At 51.0% G+C, this 18,989-nt stretch carries 19 protein-coding genes; 4 read left to right on the top strand and 15 right to left on the bottom strand.

Annotated elements, in window-relative coordinates; translation table 11 throughout:
- Nucleotides 1-4: 4 nt before the first annotated feature.
- The 4 genes from AADEFJLK_RS06725 to AADEFJLK_RS06710 all read right to left on the bottom strand — a co-directional run bounded on the left by AADEFJLK_RS06725 (nt 5) and on the right by AADEFJLK_RS06710 (nt 4,222).
- Nucleotides 5-943: a chromate resistance protein ChrB domain-containing protein gene (locus AADEFJLK_RS06725; protein WP_103973737.1), complete on the bottom strand. Its 939-nt coding sequence runs from the start codon at nt 941-943 to the stop codon at nt 5-7.
- 185 nt (nt 944-1,128) lie between these two features.
- On the bottom strand, nt 1,129-2,016 hold the full coding sequence (sucD, locus tag AADEFJLK_RS06720; protein WP_088620683.1) for a succinate--CoA ligase subunit alpha: 888 nt from the start codon (nt 2,014-2,016) through the stop codon (nt 1,129-1,131).
- A 9-nt stretch (nt 2,017-2,025) separates the two neighbouring features.
- Nucleotides 2,026-3,213: a malate--CoA ligase subunit beta gene (locus AADEFJLK_RS06715; RefSeq protein WP_103973736.1), complete on the bottom strand. Its 1,188-nt coding sequence runs from the start codon at nt 3,211-3,213 to the stop codon at nt 2,026-2,028.
- 58 nt (nt 3,214-3,271) lie between these two features.
- Complete coding sequence (locus AADEFJLK_RS06710; RefSeq protein WP_103973735.1) at nt 3,272-4,222, bottom strand: HpcH/HpaI aldolase/citrate lyase family protein; 951 nt, start codon at nt 4,220-4,222, stop codon at nt 3,272-3,274.
- Between the two features lie 365 nt (nt 4,223-4,587).
- Here AADEFJLK_RS06710 and AADEFJLK_RS06705 point away from each other — a divergent pair, with 365 nt between their 5' ends.
- Entirely contained in the window at nt 4,588-5,754 is a 1,167-nt protein-coding gene (locus tag AADEFJLK_RS06705; protein ID WP_103973734.1) for an aminotransferase class V-fold PLP-dependent enzyme, read from the top strand.
- A 349-nt stretch (nt 5,755-6,103) separates the two neighbouring features.
- On the opposite strand, the gene AADEFJLK_RS24405 is transcribed toward AADEFJLK_RS06705, so the two are convergent.
- Nucleotides 6,104-6,256, bottom strand: a complete 153-nt coding sequence (locus tag AADEFJLK_RS24405; RefSeq protein WP_157679388.1) for a hypothetical protein — start codon at nt 6,254-6,256, stop codon at nt 6,104-6,106.
- Between the two features lie 2 nt (nt 6,257-6,258).
- On the opposite strand from AADEFJLK_RS24405, the gene AADEFJLK_RS06700 reads away from it, so the two are divergent.
- Both AADEFJLK_RS06700 and AADEFJLK_RS06695 read left to right on the top strand, forming a co-directional pair.
- Nucleotides 6,259-7,230 (top strand): 2-hydroxyacid dehydrogenase, encoded by a 972-nt coding sequence (locus tag AADEFJLK_RS06700; RefSeq protein WP_103973733.1) that lies wholly within the window; start codon nt 6,259-6,261, stop codon nt 7,228-7,230.
- A gap of 156 nt (nt 7,231-7,386) precedes the next feature.
- Nucleotides 7,387-7,626 (top strand): TIGR02647 family protein, encoded by a 240-nt coding sequence (locus AADEFJLK_RS06695; RefSeq protein ID WP_088620678.1) that lies wholly within the window; start codon nt 7,387-7,389, stop codon nt 7,624-7,626.
- Between the two features lie 118 nt (nt 7,627-7,744).
- On the opposite strand, the gene rpoH is transcribed toward AADEFJLK_RS06695, so the two are convergent.
- From rpoH to AADEFJLK_RS06665, 6 genes are all read right to left on the bottom strand, one after another.
- Entirely contained in the window at nt 7,745-8,602 is an 858-nt protein-coding gene (rpoH, locus tag AADEFJLK_RS06690) for an RNA polymerase sigma factor RpoH (RefSeq protein ID WP_088617463.1), read from the bottom strand.
- Between the two features lie 85 nt (nt 8,603-8,687).
- On the bottom strand, nt 8,688-9,722 hold the full coding sequence (ftsX, locus tag AADEFJLK_RS06685; RefSeq protein ID WP_103973732.1) for a permease-like cell division protein FtsX: 1,035 nt from the start codon (nt 9,720-9,722) through the stop codon (nt 8,688-8,690).
- On the bottom strand, nt 9,723-10,379 hold the full coding sequence (gene ftsE, locus AADEFJLK_RS06680) for a cell division ATP-binding protein FtsE (RefSeq protein WP_088617465.1): 657 nt from the start codon (nt 10,377-10,379) through the stop codon (nt 9,723-9,725).
- Between the two features lie 17 nt (nt 10,380-10,396).
- On the bottom strand, nt 10,397-12,352 hold the full coding sequence (ftsY, locus tag AADEFJLK_RS06675) for a signal recognition particle-docking protein FtsY (RefSeq protein WP_103973731.1): 1,956 nt from the start codon (nt 12,350-12,352) through the stop codon (nt 10,397-10,399).
- Nucleotides 12,353-12,378: 26 nt separating this feature from the next.
- On the bottom strand, nt 12,379-13,116 hold the full coding sequence (locus tag AADEFJLK_RS06670; RefSeq protein ID WP_103973730.1) for a hypothetical protein: 738 nt from the start codon (nt 13,114-13,116) through the stop codon (nt 12,379-12,381).
- Nucleotides 13,113-13,820 carry an SURF1 family protein gene (locus tag AADEFJLK_RS06665; protein ID WP_103973887.1) on the bottom strand — a complete coding sequence of 236 codons (708 nt, stop codon included), beginning with the start codon at nt 13,818-13,820 and terminating at the stop codon, nt 13,113-13,115. The genes AADEFJLK_RS06670 and AADEFJLK_RS06665 overlap by 4 nt, the downstream gene beginning before the upstream one ends.
- Nucleotides 13,821-13,918: 98 nt before the next feature.
- On the opposite strand from AADEFJLK_RS06665, the gene AADEFJLK_RS06660 reads away from it, so the two are divergent.
- The gene (locus tag AADEFJLK_RS06660; RefSeq protein WP_103973729.1) at nt 13,919-14,182 is read left to right on the top strand and encodes a twin transmembrane helix small protein; all 264 of its coding nucleotides are present in this window, start codon (nt 13,919-13,921) and stop codon (nt 14,180-14,182) included.
- A gap of 75 nt (nt 14,183-14,257) precedes the next feature.
- Here the strand turns inward: AADEFJLK_RS06660 and AADEFJLK_RS06655 are convergent, their stop codons facing one another.
- The 4 genes from AADEFJLK_RS06655 to coxB form a co-directional block, all read right to left on the bottom strand.
- Nucleotides 14,258-15,142, bottom strand: a complete 885-nt coding sequence (locus AADEFJLK_RS06655) for a cytochrome c oxidase subunit 3 (RefSeq protein ID WP_088617469.1) — start codon at nt 15,140-15,142, stop codon at nt 14,258-14,260.
- Nucleotides 15,143-15,160: 18 nt separating this feature from the next.
- On the bottom strand, nt 15,161-15,697 hold the full coding sequence (locus tag AADEFJLK_RS06650; RefSeq protein WP_088617470.1) for a cytochrome c oxidase assembly protein: 537 nt from the start codon (nt 15,695-15,697) through the stop codon (nt 15,161-15,163).
- Between the two features lie 157 nt (nt 15,698-15,854).
- On the bottom strand, nt 15,855-17,486 hold the full coding sequence (ctaD, locus tag AADEFJLK_RS06645) for a cytochrome c oxidase subunit I (RefSeq protein WP_088617471.1): 1,632 nt from the start codon (nt 17,484-17,486) through the stop codon (nt 15,855-15,857).
- 56 nt (nt 17,487-17,542) lie between these two features.
- Nucleotides 17,543-18,931 carry a cytochrome c oxidase subunit II gene (gene coxB / locus AADEFJLK_RS06640; protein WP_428839022.1) on the bottom strand — a complete coding sequence of 463 codons (1,389 nt, stop codon included), beginning with the start codon at nt 18,929-18,931 and terminating at the stop codon, nt 17,543-17,545.
- Nucleotides 18,932-18,989 lie beyond the last annotated feature (58 nt).

The raw sequence follows: 18,989 nt of genomic DNA, 5'->3' as shown, positions 1-18,989 counted from the left end.
CCCCTTACTCCTCTGTTGCCATTGCAAAAGCCGCCAGCAGACCGTCAAACACGCCGCTGGCCGCCGCCAAAAGTTGCCCGTCATCGTTAAACGTTGCCGACAAGCCCTTCAATACCGATTCCACACCGCTAGCTTCGGCGACCTGTACGCCGCCGACATCCAAATAATGCACTAGAGCCGCCAAGCGCTTCAAGGCGGCCGTCTCTAGCTGAAAACGGATTAATAACACCTCAAAGCTGACGTAAGAGCCGACATGGGTAAACGCCGCGCCGTCAAAATCAAACCCCAAAGCCTCCGGCGGACAAGCCGACGGCGTTTCCAACCACACAAACCGCGCTTGCGGGTCAATAAAGCGGCGGATCAGCCACGCACAGGCCAAACGGTCTGCCCACGGTCGGCAACGTGTCGCCCACAAACGGTTTTGATAATCGGCGCAACGTAACGGTGCCAGCACCGCATCGGTAGGCTGAGGCTCATCAGGTGCAACCAACCGCCGGATAGCACTATCAAGCTCGGCTAAGGCGGCACCGACTTGCTGTTGCGCAGCATTGGGGAAAAAATCAATCGCGGCCAATTGCGTAAACTCTTTACGCAGCTTGGCAGTTTTTTTCAAAATATCGGGGGGTAAACCCGCCGCCACGCCCTGCCGCTCCGCCTGAATAGCCTGTAACAACACGGCATAATCGCCGTCACGCCGGAAGAGCGCGGGCAAATCCATCGCCTCGTCCAAGGCCGCTATTTTCAGCAGATAAGCCGTGCCGCCACAGCGCTGCACATCGGCCTGCACCGCTTGGAAAGCCGTCAGACACGCAAGCTGCTCCGGCAACAGATAAACCCCGTCACGCAACACCGCCGCGCCCGACGCTTTAATAGCCCGCCACGCCCGCATCCGTCCGGCGGTGTTGTCGGTGGAAAGAGAGATAATCAACAATAAAGTATTCATGTCTTTATTATAACTTTTTTGTTATATATATAACAAACTATTTAAGGCTTGGCGATTTTTAATATGCCTTAAAACGCAAGCCACCAAAATTCAGACAAAAAAAAGGAGTAAAACAGACGTTTTACCCCTTTTTCATCACCCTGCTACCGCACCATACAGCGCAATAGGCTTATTTCCAGCGATTTTTACAGCTTAGCCAATACTTCCGCCACAGTCGCGCCCATCGCCGCCGGGGTCGGGCTGATAATTACGCCCAACTCCCTCAGCATAGCGACTTTTTCCGCCGCGCTTTCGCCCGCCGAGGAAATAATCGCCCCGGCATGGCCCATGCGACGGCCTTCGGGGGCGGTCAAACCGGCAATATATGCCACAACCGGCTTGGTCATATTGTCCCGCGCCCACAACCCGGCTTCCACTTCTTGCGGACCGCCGATTTCGCCGATCATCACCACCACTTTAGTCTCCGGGTCTGCCTCAAACATTTCCAGAATATCGCGGTGCGAGCTGCCGTTAATCGGGTCGCCGCCGATACCGACTGAGGTGGAAATACCGATACCCAAACGTTTGAGCTGGTCAGCGGCCTCATAACCTAAAGTACCTGAACGGCCAACAATACCGACATTGCCTTGCTGATAAATATGCCCCGGCATAATGCCCAGCATGGAGCGGCCTGGGCTGATGGTGCCAGCACAGTTAGGACCGGTCAACACCATGCGCTGTTCTTTCGGGAAGCGGCGCAGGAAGTTTTTCACCGTCATCATGTCTTGGGTAGGGATACCGTCAGTAATCGCCACACAGTATTTAATGCCTGCATCAGCGGCTTCCATAATGGAATCGGCGGCAAACGCGGGCGGTACAAAGACGATGCTGGCTTCCGCGCCAACTTGTTGAACGGCCTCTTTGACCGTATTAAACACAGGCAAACCTAAATGGGTTTGGCCGCCTTTCCCGGGGGTAACGCCACCGACGACTTGCGAGCCATAGTTAAGCATGTCTTGGGCATGAAAACTGCCGATTTTTCCGGTAAAGCCTTGAACGATGATGCGGGTGGTTTCGTTAATTAAAATAGCCATAATATTTCCTTAAGCCGCTGTAGTACGGGCAACAACTTCATTACGCGCTTGTACGGCCTTTTCCGCCGCTTCAGCCAACGTTTCAGCGGTGATGATAGGCAAGCCGCTTTCCTTAATGATCCGTTGGCCTTCTTCGACGTTTGTACCGGATAATCTGACGATCAGCGGCACTTTCATATCAATTTTTCTGACCGCCTGCACCACCCCTTCGGCAATCCAATCGCAACGGTTAATACCCGCAAAAATATTGACCAGCATGGCTTTGACGTTTTTATCCGCCAGTACCAAACGGAAAGCTTTCTCGGTACGTTCAGCGGAAGCGCCACCGCCCACGTCCAAGAAATTGGCTGGCTCACCGCCCGCCAACTTAATCATGTCCATTGTCGCCATTGCCAAGCCCGCGCCGTTAATCATACAGCCGATGTCGCCATCCAGGCCGACATAGCTTAAGCCACGGTCAGCGGCAGCGGTTTCGCGGGGGTCTTCTTGGGTCTTATCACGCAATTCGGAGATTTTCAGTTGCCGGAACAGGGCGTTCTCATCAAAGCCCATTTTCGCATCCAAAGCCAGCAACTCATTATTGCGGGTGATGACCAAGGGGTTGATCTCCAACATACTGGCATCCAAATCACGCAGGGCGCGGTAACAGCCTTTGATGGTTTTAACCGCATGGCTGATGATTTCGGCATCCAACCCTAAGGCAAAGGCCATTTCCCTCGCCTGATAATCTTGCAGGCCAACCGCAGGTTCAATATAAATTTTGGTGATGGCTTCAGGATTGGTCACCGCCAACTCTTCAATATCCATACCGCCTTGGGCGGAGCCGACCATCACAATACGCTCAGAACTACGGTCGACCAGAAAGCAAAAATACAATTCTTTGGCAATATCAGTACCCGCTTCAATATACAAACGGGCGCAAACCTTACCCGCAGGGCCGGTCTGATGCGTGACCAAACGTTTACCTAACAGAGCTTCGGCGGCAGCTTCGACTTCATCATGCGTTTTGCAGATTTTAATGCCACCTGCCTTACCGCGCGCGCCCGAATGGATCTGAGCCTTAACCGCCCAAACATGACCGCCGATTTCTCTGGCACGTTGCACCGCATCTTCAGGACTATACGCTAAGCCCCCTTCAGCGGTTTTGATACCGTAACCGCTTAAAATTTCTTTTGCTTGATACTCATGAATATCCACAGCATCTCCTTTATGTCTAGTTGAATGCAGATGCCACTACCGTCACCTGCCAAAATAATTATTTTTGTTTCGCCGCAATCGCTTCTGCCGCTTTTACCACGTTATTGGCCATCCGTTCCGAAGCGGCATCAATCAAGCGCCCGTCTAACGCTGCCGCACCCTTGCCTTGTGCCGCCGCTTCTTGCAGAGCCACCAAAATGCGTTTGGCTTTTTCAACTTCTGCCGCAGGCGGGGTAAACACGTCGTTAGCCAACGCCACTTGCGAAGGATGGATAGCCCACTTGCCTTCGCAACCTAAAGCCGCCGCCCGTTTAGCCGCCGCCACATAACCGTCAGGGTCTTTAAAATCGCCGAAGGGGCCGTCAATAGGGCGCAAGCCATAAGCGCGGCAGGCCACGGTCATACGGCTGATGGCCGCGTGCCATTGGTCGCCCGGATAATCAGGGTTAAGGCCGCCGATATTCGTCGTGCGGGCGCGGTTGCTGGCGGCATAATCGGCAACGCCAAAATGCAGGGCTTCTAAACGTCCACACGCGCCTTGGCGGGCAATATCTTCGACATTGGCCATACCTAAGGCGGTTTCAATCAAGGCTTCAATGCCGATTTTATTTTTCAGGCCTTGCTGCATTTCCAATTGGTTGAGCATAGCTTCGACCATGTACACATCAGCATAAACGCCGACTTTCGGAATCAAAATCGTGTCGATCTTACTGCCGGCCTGTTCGACCAAATCCACTACGTCACGCACCATATACTGGGTATCCAGGCCATTGATGCGCACGGAAACGGTCACGCCATGACCTTGCCAATCCAAATCGTTAATGGCCTCGATGATGTTCTTTCTGGCGCGTAGCTTGTCGTCAGGGGCGACCGCATCTTCCAAATCCAAAAAAATAAAATCCGCGCCACTCTTCATCGCTTTTTCGAACATATCGGGGTTAGAACCCGGAACAGCCAATTCGCAGCGCTGTACCCGTTGGACTGACGCTGTATATAAAGTGTGACTCATCTGTACATTCCTGCTTTTTGGGTGTTAACGTACTGACCAGCAGTACCTGAAAAAAATAATTCTGGCATACCCCAGAAACAAATAAATCGCCCATTCTACTTTCAGACACCGTAAAGTCAATTGTTACCGCGAGAAATCGTCAATGAAATCTTGCCGATTGGCAGTGGCTATGTCATCATTGCTCGTTTTTTTGCTGAGACTTTATTAAAAACTGCCAACGGCCTTATACTTAGGGCTGGCAGTTGGCCTATTTTTTTAAATAAAGTCAACCACCTGCACCTGTCCGCACTGCCGCGCCGCACGGCTACCCCGTGGTACGGCGCGGCACGCCCTTACTTAACCTTACATTTACAAGAGGAATCCCCATGGCTGGTCGTAACCACCTTTATATCCCAGGCCCGACTAACGTCCCTAACGAAGTGCTGAACGCCATGCACGTCACCATGGAAGACCACCGCTCGCCGGTGTTCCCCAAATTGCTGACCCCCTTATTACAAGATTTGAAAAAAATCTTTAACACCGAAACCGGACAAGCCTTTATTTTTCCGGCCACGGGCACGGCAGGTTGGGAAGTGGCGCTGACCAACACCTTAAACCCTGGCGATAAGGTCTTGATCTACCGCTTCGGCCAATTCAGCCACTTGTGGGCGGAAATGGCGAAACGCCTAGGCTTTGATGTCGAAATCCACCAAGAAACTTGGGGCAAAGGCATTCCCTTAGACAAGCTGGAAGCCCGCCTGAAAGAAGACACTAACCACGACATTAAAGCTGTGTTAGCCACCCATAACGAAACCGCCACCGGTGTCACCAGCGACATTGGCGGGGTGCGTAAAGCGATGGACGCAGCCAACCACCCCGCTTTTTTGTTTGTTGACGGCGTAAGCTCTATCGCCAGCTTGGACTTCCGCATGGACGAATGGGGTGTGGACGGTGCAATCAGCGGCTCACAAAAAGGCTTTATGCTGCCTGCGGGCGGCGCGTTCTTGGCATTCAGCCAAAAAGCCCTGCAAGCCGTGGAAACCTCAACCTACCCACGGTGCTTTTTGGACTTAAAAGACCAAATGACCAACAACGCCGCCGGATATACCCCTTACACGCCTAACCTGCCTATCCTGTACGGTTTACGCAAAGCCTTAGACCTGTTGCTGGAAGAAGGCATGGAAAATGTCTACGCCCGCCATTTCCGCCTTGCAGAAGGCACACGCAAAGCAGTCGCTGCGTGGGGCTTAGGCTTATGCGCCCATCCAGGCTTTGAGTCCAACACCGTCACAGCGGTGGTCGTGCCTGAAGACAAAGACGCGCGTCTGGTCATCAGCACCGCGTTCAGCAAATACAATATTTCGCTGGGTGCAGGCCTATCCGAATTGGCGGGTAAAGTGTTCCGTATCGGCCATGTCGGCGATATGAACGACGTATCCATGCTCGGCGCAATTGCGGGCGTAGAAATGGCGTTGCTGGATTGCGGTTTTGCCATCCAACCCGGTAGCGGTGTCGCGGCGGCGATTGAGTATTATCGCGCGACGGCGAAATAGTTACAAAATCCGCAACAAAGCTTAAGATCCGAGGCGGCGTGAGGGCGCCTCGGCTCAGCGTTTTTGGGTTTTAATTGGGCCAGTATCAAAATAACCTTGCGTTATCTGGATACTGGCTTATTATTTAAGGACTTTTTTAAATCCGCCGAAGCCCTGCTGAATAATTCCAACAGCACGGAAATAGATTTTAGAAACTTAATAAGCCGCTCATGCTACGCGGTATTTTTATTAAGCTAGGACATTGCCGCAACTCCCTATCCCTATAGATGAATCGGCATACCAGCAACTAGGAAGCCACGAAAAAGTCTTCATTAAATGTGAACGACATGACAACAACCATTGACAAAGATTAGGCGGATTCATCCGACAACGCCGAAACAAACGCACCAAAGCCGACTACGACATTCATTTGCATATCAATCGTGCCGAAGCTGCCCAACACTTCCATGCAGTCAAAAGCTTGCTTGCCAAACTTGAAGCCCTTAAAAATACGGAGCCTCATCCATGAACAAACCCAAAATCATCGTCACCCGCCGCTGGCCCGCCGAAGTCGAAACCCAGCTTAAAGACTTGTACGACGTGCAACTCAACGAATCCGACATCCCCATGAACGCCGAGCAACTCAAGCTCGCCATGCAAACCGCCGATGCCTTATTGCCCACCGTCACCGACCCGATTACCGCAGACATTATCGGTGTAGAAAACCGGCGGGTGCAAATCATCGGCAACTTTGGCGTGGGCTATAACAATATCGACATTAACGCCGCCAAGGCACACGGCATCGCCGTCACCAATACCCCCCATGTCCTCACCGACTGCACCGCCGACATCGCCATGCTGTTGCTGCTGATGTCCGCACGCCGCGCCGCCGAAGGTGAACGGCTCATCCTGAATGGACAATGGACAGGCTGGGGGCCTACGCAACTGGTAGGGCAAAAAGTCACCGGCAAAACCCTAGGCCTGATCGGCTTTGGCCGTATCGCCCAAGCAATGGCGCGTAAAGCCCACCACGGCTTCGGCATGAAAATCCTCTTTTATGTGCCGTCTACGCCCGATCCGGCAATCGTCGAAGAATTGCAAGCGGTACGCTGCCATAGCGTCGAAGAATTGTTAACGGAAGCCCATTTCGTATCATTGCATTGCCCCGGCGGCGCGGCCACCAAACACCTGCTGAACGAACAACGCCTGAAACTGATGCGCCCGTCCGCGCACTTGATTAACACCGCGCGTGGCGACGTAGTGGACAGCAATGCCTTGATTAAAGCCTTAACAGAACGCTGGATTGCCGGCGCAGGCCTGGATGTTTACGAAGGCGAGCCAAACCTTAACCCCGGCTTTTTGGGGCTGGATAACGTCACCTTATTGCCGCATTTGGGCAGTGCCAGTGAAGAAACGCGGGTGGCGATGGGCAATAGGGTCTTGAATAATATCGCGGCATTTTTTGTCGGCACCGAACCACCCGACCGCGTGGTATAAACGTGCTTGCTAAACAACCCTGTCAGGGTGTACGGTACACCATCCTTGCGCCACTTGCGCATTGGTTCACAATAATAAAAGCAACATCGGGGTAAGCACTACCCTAATATCAGCCGAAACCCGCAAAGGTTTTGGCACACCACACGAGAATAAACGATGAATTATACCCAAGACACCATTGACGAACTGAACTTGTTGGCCCGTTACAATCTGGACACCACCCTGGCAGGCCTTAAAGTCCACAGCTCCAGCGCCAGCCCAGCCACCGTAGCCGCCGCCCAACGCCTACACAGCAAAGGCCTGACCACCCAAGCCGACGGCGGTTATCTGACCACCATCGGCCATGAAGCGGCAGAAATGGCGCAGACCTTGTTTAATTTGTTGAATCCGGTTTAAACCGGCGCTTCACCAGCGCAAAGGTACAGGGCAACCGCTTGATTGCACTTTAGCCCATAAAAAAAGGCCTGACGGCAACACCGTCAGGCCTTTTTTATCGCCAATAAGCGAAGGTTTATCAAGCCGCCAAAACGACTGCCGCCTTCAATTTCTTCATCGCGTTCTGCTCCAATTGGCGGATACGCTCGGCGGAAACATTATAACGGTCGGCCAACTCATGCAAGGTGGCTTTTTTGTCCGCCAACCAGCGGCTAGAGACAATATCCAAGCTGCGCTCGTCCAAGGTCGCCATTGCGTCGTGCAGAAGATCATGCTCATGACCGCCCCAATCGGCATTTTCCAATAACAGCGCCGGATCGGCACCATGCTGTTGCAAGTAACTGGCGGGAGCGATATAACTGTCGTCGTCGCCTTCGTCGTCGCTGATATCGAAAGACATGTCGCGGTTGCCCAAGCGTTTTTCCATTTCATAGACGCTGCTTAACTGCACGTCCAAATCGTTGGCAATGGCTTCGGCTTCGTTATTGGACAACCAACCCAAATCCTCTTTAGACTTGCGCAGATTAAAGAACAGCTTACGTTGGGCTTTGGTGGTGGCAATTTTGACGATAGCCCAGTTTTTAATGACATATTCGTGGATTTCCGCCTTAATCCAATGCACGGCAAAGGACACCAGACGTACGCCCATATCGGGATCAAAGCGTTTGACAGCCTTCATCAGGCCGACATTACCTTCTTGGACAATATCCGGCATCGACAAACCATAACCGCTATACCCTTTGGCAACATGGACGACAAAACGCAGGTTAGTCATAACCAGTTGCCGTGCGGCTTCTAGGTCGCCGTGGTCACGGTATTTTACGGCTAAATCGTGCTCTTGCTCGGATGACAGTTTTGGCATCTGTTTGACCAGATTCAAATAGGCATCAAAGGTACCGACGGATAAGTTAACGGGTAAAGTTAAGGCATTGCTCATAGAGATAGTCTCCCGATAGGTAAAAACTGATATAAATTTTAGCACTCTCCAAATAAGAGTGCTAATAATTTTTAAAGTTCAAACCTTATTCGGGTTTGGTGCGCTGCAACTGGTACATTAGCACCGCCCAAGCACCGATTACCCCTAAGGTGGTGGCGATGGCGATAAGCTGGAGGGTTTGGGCGAAACTGAAAAACAGCAGATGAAAATTGCCGCCATAGAGCTTAGATAAGCTTTCTACAGGAACACGCAACACCAACATCATCACCGTGACGATAAACCACGCCGCCACCCCGGAAATAAAGCCTATCCAAGCCCCTGTATATAAAAATGGGCGGCGGATAAAGGCATGGGTGGCACCGACCAATTTGGCGATAATGACCTCTTCGCGGCGACTGTGCAGTTCCAGACGGATAGTATTGGCGGTGATGAACAGCACGGCGGCGATCAGCATTGTATTCAATAAGGCGGTCGCGCATCCGGCCAAGGCCATAATCGACTGCAAACGCTCCAGCCATTGCATATCCAGTTGCGCCAGTTCCACCCCCTCGTTTTGCTGGAATTCATGCTGCAAAATTTCCAATTCATCCTTATTGGTCAGGGAATTTTTCGGCAACACTTCAATCACTATCGGCAGCGGATTGCTTTTTAATGACGACACAGCCGCCCCAAAACCGCTATAAGTCTTAAATTCTTCCAAGCCTCGGTCTTTGCTGATTAAGGTGGCTTGCTGCACTTTAGGATTGTTTTTGATCGTTTCCAATAGTTTCGCGGCGCGGATGTCCGACACCTCTTCTTTAAGAAATAAAGAAATTTGCGTACTGGCTTCCAGGTGGTTAGTCAATTGCTGGCAATTGACTAACAGCAGGTAAAAACCGCTGGCTAGGGAAATGGTAATCGCCAACACCGCAATGGTCATCAGCGACGAAAACGGTTCGGCAACCAAACGGCCTAAGCTAGAGAATAAGGCATGGGCATGGAGGTCACGGTAAGCATTGAGCTTATCGGCAAAACCGCCTCCAGCGGCCCTATTAGGGCGGACATCAGCTTTGGTCGGCTTATGGTATTTAGGTGCGTCAACTTCGCGTGTTTGCCGCCTATTAGAAGGTTTTTTGTTCATTTAGCTGACCACCAATTGCCCATGGTCGAGCTTTAACAGCCGATGGTTCATCCGGCTGATCAGCGAAATATCATGCGAGGCAATCAGCACCGTCACGCCCATTTGCTGATAGCTTTCAAACAGACGCATAATTTCGGCGGACAGGTCGGGATCTAGGTTACCGGTCGGCTCATCGGCGATAATCATCGGCGGCTTATTGACTACGGCCCGCGCAATGCCGACCCGCTGTTGCTCACCGCCCGACAAAGCGCGGGGAAATTTTTTCTCCTTACCCGTCAGGCCAACCTTATCCAGCACCGCCCTCACTTTACGCGCCACTTCCTGATGCCCATAACCGGCAATCACCAAGGGTAAGGCGACGTTATCAAACACCGTCCGGTCTTGCAGCAGCTTATAGTCTTGGTAGATAAAACCCATTTTCCGGCGCAGGTAGGGGATATGCTTTTCTCTGGCATGGCTTAAGTTTTCGCCATCCAAGAAAATCTGGCCTTTGTTGCAGCGCTCCATCACCGCAATCAGTTTCAACAGCGTACTTTTGCCCGCGCCTGAGTGCCCGGTCAGAAACGCCAGTTCACCACGGCGCAGATGAAAACTGACATCACGCAACACTTCGCCGGTTTCCTGATAGCGCTTACTGACATTCTCAAACTTTAACATAAGCTGCAAATTAACGGTTAGTCGTTAGCAAACAAGGCATCAACAAAAAGTTCGGCATTAAAATCCTGTAAATCATCAATACCTTCACCGATACCAATGAAACGGATAGGAATGCCGGACTGTTTCGCCAGCGCGAAAATTACCCCACCTTTCGCCGTGCCGTCCAGCTTGGTCAGCACCAAGCCGGTCAAGGCCACAGTTTCATTAAACAATTTGGCTTGCGACAAGGCATTTTGGCCGGTGCCGGCATCCAATACCAACAGCACTTCATGCGGCGCGGTCTCATCGAGCTTACCCATAATGCGCTTGACTTTTTTCAGCTCATCCATCAGGTTGGACTTGGTATGCAAACGTCCGGCGGTATCGGCGATCAGGACATCAATGCCCTTGGCTTGCGCCGATTGCACCCCGTCATAAATCACTGAAGCCGAATCGGCTCCGGTATGCTGGGCGACGACGTGGATATGGTTACGCTCGCCCCAGGTCTGCAACTGCTCGACTGCCGCCGCCCGAAACGTATCACCCGCCGCCAGCATAACACTATGCCCTTGGGCTTGCAGACGCTTCGCCAATTTACCGATGGTTGTCGTTTTGCCCGCGCCGTTGACTCCCACCACCAAAATGACGAAAGGCTTATCTTGTTGAGGAATCTGCAACGGTTGGCTGCACGGTTGCACAATAGCCAGTAACTCTTCCTTTAACGCCGCCGACAACGCTTGCGCGTCATTGAGCTGATGGCGTTCCAGACGCTGGGTCAGCCGCGCGATAATATCTGTAGTAACGGTGATGCCTATATCCGCCATCAGCAAACGGGTTTCCAGCTCTTCCAGCAAATCGCCGTCAATGGATTTTGTGCCTAACGCCAAATTCGCCAGAATGCCGCCCAAACCCGAACGGGTGCGCGTCAATTGGCTTTTTAAGCGTAAAAACAAGGATTCTGGCGGGGGTTCAACGTAATCCTCAGCCACTACAGCCGTAGGGATGGAACTCGCCGCAGGAGAAGCCTGAACACCCACCGCGCCGCTACCATAGCGGCTATAAAAACTGATCGCCAACAGCGGCAGCATCATAACGGCAGCAACCGCCGTATGCGCCAACAGCACCCAAAGCGGCATTTGCAGTTTAAAGCCGGCAATGCCGACGGCAATTTCCACAAATACCAATGCGCTTAGCCATAATCCGGCCGTTCTGACCAGCTTAGGTTTATCCGCCGCCAAACTGCCCCACATTAGGGTAGTCAATAATATAAAGCAGATTATTGCCCCCCAACGGTGCAAGGCATTAATGGCGAGTTGCAGGTCAAAAGCCAAATCGCCGGCATAACCGGAAAACAAACCGCTGACGACATTTAAGGCCGCTTGATAGTCGGCGGCGGGCAACCATTGCCCATTACATTGCGGAAAGCCGACACACACTAAACTGGCATGGTTGGCGCTGACCCAGATGCCTAAAGCGACCTGCAAGAACAACGCCAACATGGCAAAACGGCACAAACCAACCGAATGGGGTAAGGCCAATGGCAACCGGGTCTGGCTACGCAAATACAGGCCAAATAATAGCCATAACACCATCATGCCCAATAAAGTTGCGGCAGTGACCAAAATAGGCATGGCGTTTAGCCTAACGACCCAAAACGCCAACGCCGCCTGCAAACCTATACAGGTTAATGCCGCCAAACTGCCTGCCACGGCGGCGACACGATAACTGGACTTATGGCCGCTGCTGACCGCCAAGCCGACGACCACCAAGCTTAATAAGCCAAAACCGTACCGATAGGCCAATTCTGTCCACACCGCCGCCATGGTCACATTGGCAGCGGGCGGCAATTGGCCGCTGTCGGCAATAAACGGCTGGGCGTAGCACAACGGCCAATCAGGGCAAGCCAGTTGCCCGCCTGTAAAGCGGTCATACGCGCCAATGACAATGACGAGCAACGCCAGCACAACGCTAAACAGGGTTATTTTTCTAAACATTATTCTTCTTATCCCGTTCTTTATTATTAGCCAATCTGAGAAATTTTCAGCAAGTGCATGAGATCACTTTTTACTTGGTAAGGATCAAACCCCGGCGCATATTGCATCATTAAATTGCCCAGCGGGTCGATTAAAAACAACATGCCATCTGGTATATCGCCTTTTTTGCTGTCTGTCAGGTTTTTTATTAAGCCAAGACCCGGTCTGATTCTGAGCAAATCCGAAGCCAAGGCCATTTCCGGCTTATCCGACCCCAACAGCTTGGCCGCCATAGCCTCATCCAGCGGATTTTCCTCGGCCAACAGATGGCTGTACAGCGCATCATCCTGTGGAGTTTGGCTTTGCCGTAGCCGCCATAATAAGGTGTCTTTCAACCAATACTGTTTGGCGGCCGCTTCCGGTACATCTTTTAAAAGCATGACAACCCGCCGCGTCCTTGGCAGCTCTTTGTTCAGCATCAGGCGCAATTGCTTGGTTTTTAAAATTGCCTCCAAACACACCGCCGCACAATGGTCTTGCGGAATGACATTGACAATCAGCCAATGGCCGTTAATTTCGCCGATATTTTGCGCCGAAAACGCATCATAGCCAACAAAATTAGCCCGATCCGTCGCCACCACGGGGGCGATCAACTGGCCTTTATTGACACCGCCTGTCACTAGCGCGGTATTTTTACTTAAGCCCCAAGCCACCAGAAAAGGGATGACGGTCATGCCGAACAGACCAAGGAGAATCAGGCGGTTTTTTAATTGTTGGTTAATCATTTTGTTTTTTTTAAGCGGTAGACAATAAACAGCACGGTTAAAGTAAAGGCCAAGCCGAACCATTGCAATGCGTAAGCCCGGTGCTGTTCCGGCAACATCAACGTACTGGTATGCCAGTCCCGCAGATAGCCGTCCGGCGCTTGCGGGTCCAGCTCGATTTGAAAACTAAATAAAGGGTAGCCCAGTTTTTTGGCCAAAACCGCACTGTCGGCAAGCTGCACCAGCGATGGCCAACCTTCACCCGGCTGCTCGGCACCGGCCAGTTTAAGTCCCACTGAAGGGAATTGGTTAACTCTCCCGGCCACAGCGGTCGGGGCAGCAGCAAAAACCAGTGCGGGCAAGACACTACGGTTAGCCGTTAACGGTAGCCAGCCACGGTTAACCAGTACGGCTTTAGAGCCATCATCCAACACAAAAGGGGTCAGGACAAAATAGCCTGCCTTACCTGCATGGATCTGGTTATCCAACAAAAACTGGTGCGCCACGTCATAATGGCCACGGAGACGGACTTTTTTATATCTTAACCCCTGCACGTCGTCTTGAGTAGAGGCCGACAACGCCAATTCGGCGCTATTGGCCTGTTGTGCCTGTAACGCCAAAACTTGCTGTTTTTCGTCAGCACGGTTGAGTTGCCAGTTGCCTAAAGCCAGCAATACTGGCAACACCAGCCAATACGCGGCGGTAGGGAGAGTTTTAAACGCCATGGGAACACATTCCTGTAGTTGGGCCGTTAAAAAAAGCGTTTGGCAATCGGGGCCGAATAACCGAAAATAGCCATACCCCACCAGCATAAAAGATCACTATGATTATAAAAAGCATCGCCATTTTCGCCTTCGCCCTGATTGTCGCCAGCCTTGGCACCGCGCTTTTTAATTTAGTAAGAGCTAAAGACCGGGAACATTCCGAGAAAATCGTCAAAGCCTTAACCGTGCGCATCTCGCTGTCTATCTTATTATTTGCTTTTGTGTGTATCGCTTTGGCGATGGGCTGGCTAAAACCTGAAGGTATTGGGGCAACTATGCAAACAGCCAGACAGTCTACACCGACATTACCGCTGACCCAATAAAATAAACCGCCAAAAACCGTTAAACAAAAAAAAAGCGTTGCCACAGACAACGCTTTTTTTGTTTTGTCAGATGGCCTAGATCAAGTAGACAAAGATAAACAGACCTAACCAAACCACGTCAACAAAATGCCAGTACCAAGCCGCCGCTTCAAAAGCGAAATGGTTCTCTGGTTTAAAATGGCCTTTGCTGCTACGGAACAACACCACGCTTAAAATAATCGCCCCGACACAGACGTGGAAACCGTGGAAACCGGTCAACATAAAGAACGTCGAACCGTAAATGCCCGAACCTAAAGTCAAACCCATTTCGGTATATGCTTCATGATACTCCATCGCTTGGAACGCCACGAACAAAAAGCCTAAGGCCACGGTGGCAATCAAACCCTTAATCAATTGGTCGCGTTTGTTTGCTAACAGACCATGATGCGCCCAAGTACAGGTCACGCCGCTGGTCAACAGGATTAGGGTATTGAGCAAGGGCAAACCCCATGCGCCCATAGGCTCAAATTCACCGTCTTGCGTCGGTAGGCCGTTAATCAGTTTGGCAGGGCCATTAGTTGGCCAATGGGCTTCAAATTCAGGCCACAACAGAGCTTTAGTCGCCGCGCCGATGCCTTCGCCGCCTAACCAAGGCACCGACAAGTTACGCGTATACCACAAGGAGCCAAAGAACACGGCAAAGAACATGACTTCAGAAAAAATAAACCACATCATGCCCATGCGGAAAGAAATGCCCACTTGGGCGTTGTACATGCCCGATTCGCTCTCGGTAGATTGTAAGGTAAACCAACCCGCCAGCATAACAATAAAAATGGCGAAACCCACCATCATCATCGGCGAACCAATCGGCGAATGGTTCAAATAATTGGCAAAACCCGCCAGCAAGGTCACCAGACCTAGGGTCGCCAGCACCGGCCAAGTGGCCTTGTGCGGAATGTAATAAGTATCATGTGCAGACATGTTGTTCCCCTTTCCTTTCTACTGTGTTTTAGTATTATCAAAAAATGTATAGGCAAGCGTGATTGTTTTGTACTGTTTGGGCAGCTCAGGATTCACCGCAAAACGCACCGGCATCACCCTGCCTTCGTGCGGTTTGAAAGTTTGTTCGGTAAAACAAAAACACTCGGTTTTCTTAAAATATTCGGCGGCCAAGCCAGGAGAAATACTGGGTATCGCTTGGGCGACCATGACTTTATCGGTCAGGTTTTCCGCATAAAAATTGACCGTGTAATATTCCCCCGGATGCACTTTTATCTTATTGGTTTCGGCACGGAACAGCATCGGCGCCGATTCGTTCAGGGAAGTCATAAACTCTACAGTCACCTCCCTGTCCTTGTCCACCTGATAAGCGATTTCCGCTACCGCAGTGCCGGACACTTTGCCGTTCAGTCCGGTCACTTCGCACAATACGTCATAGAGCGGCACCAGCGCGAAACCAAAGCCGAACATAGCAACCACCACCCATAACAGGGTGCGCACTAACTTAGCATTTTTTAGTTGGACATCATCGCTCATTGTGCCGCCGCTTTCATCACTGCAAAGATATAAATGGCAATCACGACAATTGCCAACACTACCGCTGTCAGGATATTTTTTGTTTTTGTGTTCATTTCGTTACCTAGTACGCCACCTGACGGTGGCGTACCGAAAAGCTGGCAAGCTTAACCGGACATCAGATATGTTCGGTAGGGATGACAGTGGGTGGTGTAGTAAAGGTATGGTAAGGCGCAGGTGATGGCAATGTCCATTCCAAACCGTGCTTGTGCGCATCTTCCCAAACTTCGTCACTGACTTTTTCGCCAGTGCCGCCTCTGATGGTATCAATAACGATATACAAAAACAGTAATTGGCTGATACCGAAAATGAAACCGCCAATACTGGAGATCATATTCCAATCAGCAAACTGCACGGCATAGTCAGGAATCCGTCGGGGCATACCCGCCAGACCTAAGAAATGCTGTGGGAAGAACAAAATGTTGACCGAAACCACCGACAACCAAAAATGCAGTTGGCCAATTTTTTCGTTATACATGTGGCCAGTCCATTTAGGCAACCAATAATACCCGGCCGCCATTAAAATAAAGATGGAAGAAGGCACCAAGACATAATGGAAATGGGCAACAATAAAATAAGTGTCATGGTATTGGAAATCCGATGGCGCAATCGACATCATCAAACCGGTAAAGCCGCCCATGGTGAATAACACCACAAAGGCAATCGAAAACAGCATGGGGGTTTCAAAGGTCATAGACCCTTTCCACATGGTCGCCGTCCAGTTAAACACCTTAACGCCGGTAGGGATGGCGATCAACATAGTGGCATACATAAAGTACAACTCACCCGCAATCGGCATACCGACCGTGAACATGTGATGCGCCCAAACGATGAATGACAAAAAGGCAATCGATGCCGTGGCATAAACCATCGAGCTATAGCCAAACAGCGGTTTACGCGCAAACACGGGGATGATCGTTGAAGCGACCCCAAACGTTGGCAAAATCATGATATAAACTTCTGGGTGTCCGAAGAACCAGAAAATATGTTGGTACAATACCGGGTCACCGCCGCCCGCCGCATCAAAGAAGCTGGTTTCAAAAAAGCGGTCAGTCAGCAACATGGTCACCGCACCGGCAAACACCGGCATAACAGCAATCAGCAAGAACGCCGTAATCAGCCACGTCCAAACGAACAACGGCATTTTCATCAGCGTCATAGCAGGGGCGCGCATGTTGAAAATGGTGGCGATAATATTAATGGCCCCCATAATTGACGAAATACCCAGCAAATGCACCGAGAAAATAGCGAACGGCAAGGCTTTGCCAGTCTGCAACACTAATGGCGGATACAATGTCCAACCTGCCGCAGGCGCACCGCCTTCCATAAATAAAGTCGTCGCCAACAACAGCACACCCGCGACCAACATCCAAAAGCTCATGTTGTTCATACGCGGCAAGGCCATATCGGGTGCGCCGATCATCATCGGGATCATCCAGTTCGCCAAGCCGACAAAGCCGGGCATAACCGCACCAAACACCATGACTAAGGCATGCATGGTGGTCATAGAGTTAAAAAATTGCGGTTCGACAAACTGCAAACCGGGTTCGAACAATTCGGCACGGATGACCAAAGCCATAACGCCGCCGACAAAAAACATCGCCAAGGCGAACAACAGATATAAGGTGCCAATATCTTTATGGTTAGTGGTCACTATCCATCTTAATAGGCCTTTTTCAGGCCCGTGGGCGTGATCATCGTGATGGTGTTCATCATGATGCTCATCATGCTCAGCTACAACAGCGGACATAGTTTATACCTCAAAATTAGGAAAAAAAGTTTGCACGGATAAATTCAGCAACGGCCTTACTCATCATCCTGTGCTGGCGGCAACGCCGCTTGCAGTTTTTGGATGGCTGAAGGCTGTATAACATCATTTACTGAATTACCCAAACTATTGCGGGTAAACGTCACGACGGCCGCAAAATCTTTGGCGCTTAGGCTATGGCCGAAAGCAGGCATCATGCCTTTGCCGTTCAGCATCAGGTCAACTTGGGCATTAATATCGCCCTTAACCACAGCACTGCCGTGCAAAGCCGGGAACATCGGCGCCATACCTTGGCCTTCGGCTTGATGGCAAGATGCGCAGTTACTTTCATAAACAGCTTTACCCGCGGCAACCAACTCGTCTTTAGACAGATCGGCAATCGGCTCGGCTTTTTCAGGGGCAGCGGCTTTGGCTTCCGGTTTCGCAGCGCCCGCTTTATTAGGCAACAATTCTTGGATGGCTTTAGGCTGGATGTCGTCACCGACGCTATTGCCCAAAGCATTACGCGTATAAGTGATGACTTGCGCCAATTCGTCCGCTTTCAGCATTTTGCCAAACGCCGGCATACCGCCTTTACCGTTCAGCACCAAATTAGTCTGTGCCTTAATGTCGCCTTTAACAACAGCACTGCCACCGATGGCAGGGAATGCGCCGGGTACGCCCTTACCGTCAGGCAAATGGCAGGTCGAACAGTTTTTCGCATAGATAGCGGCACCTTTGGCAACCAATTGGTCACGCGGTTGGTCGCTTAAATCAGGGCCTTTTTGTGCGTCTTCTTTGGTCTTTTTAACCCATGCATCGTAATCGGGCTGATCCATCGCAATCACGACAATCGGCATAAAGCCATGGTCTTTGCCGCACAACTCGGTACATTGGCCACGGTAAGTGCCGGGCTTGTCAACCGAAGTCCATGCTTCGTTAATAAAGCCAGGAATAGCGTCTTTTTTCCAGCCTAGCTCGGGCACCCACCAAGAATGGATAACGTCCGCCGCCGTAAAGACAAAACGGATTTTTTTCTTAGTCGGCACGACTAAAGGCTTATCGACATTTAACAGATAATGCGGCACCGAGCGCGGGTCTATGCCGGAATGGACTTGCCGCGCCTTATTGCTGGCCTCATCAAGGCTGCTGAAAAAATGGATGCCATTATCCAGATAATCATACTCCCATTTCCACTGCCAACCCGTCACTTTGATGGACATTTCGGAATCTTGGACATCATCCAGTTCCATCAAGGTTTTCGTGGCGGGAATCGCCATACCGACCAGAATCAGGGTTGGGATGATTGTCCAAATAATTTCAACGGTAGTATTTTCATGAAATTGCGCGGCCTTATGTCCTTTAGATTTACGGTGATGGTAAATCGAATAAAACATAGTACCGAACACGCCAAGACCAATGAACACACAAATCCATAGAATCAGCATATGGAGATCATAAACGTCATTACTGACCTTTGTAACCCCTTTCATTAAATTGAGCGTA

It is taken from the genome of Methylovulum psychrotolerans, from assembly GCF_002923755.1.
Taxonomy (GTDB): Bacteria; Pseudomonadota; Gammaproteobacteria; order Methylococcales; family Methylomonadaceae; genus Methylovulum; species Methylovulum psychrotolerans.
This window is presented reverse-complemented; position numbering and strand designations above follow the sequence as displayed.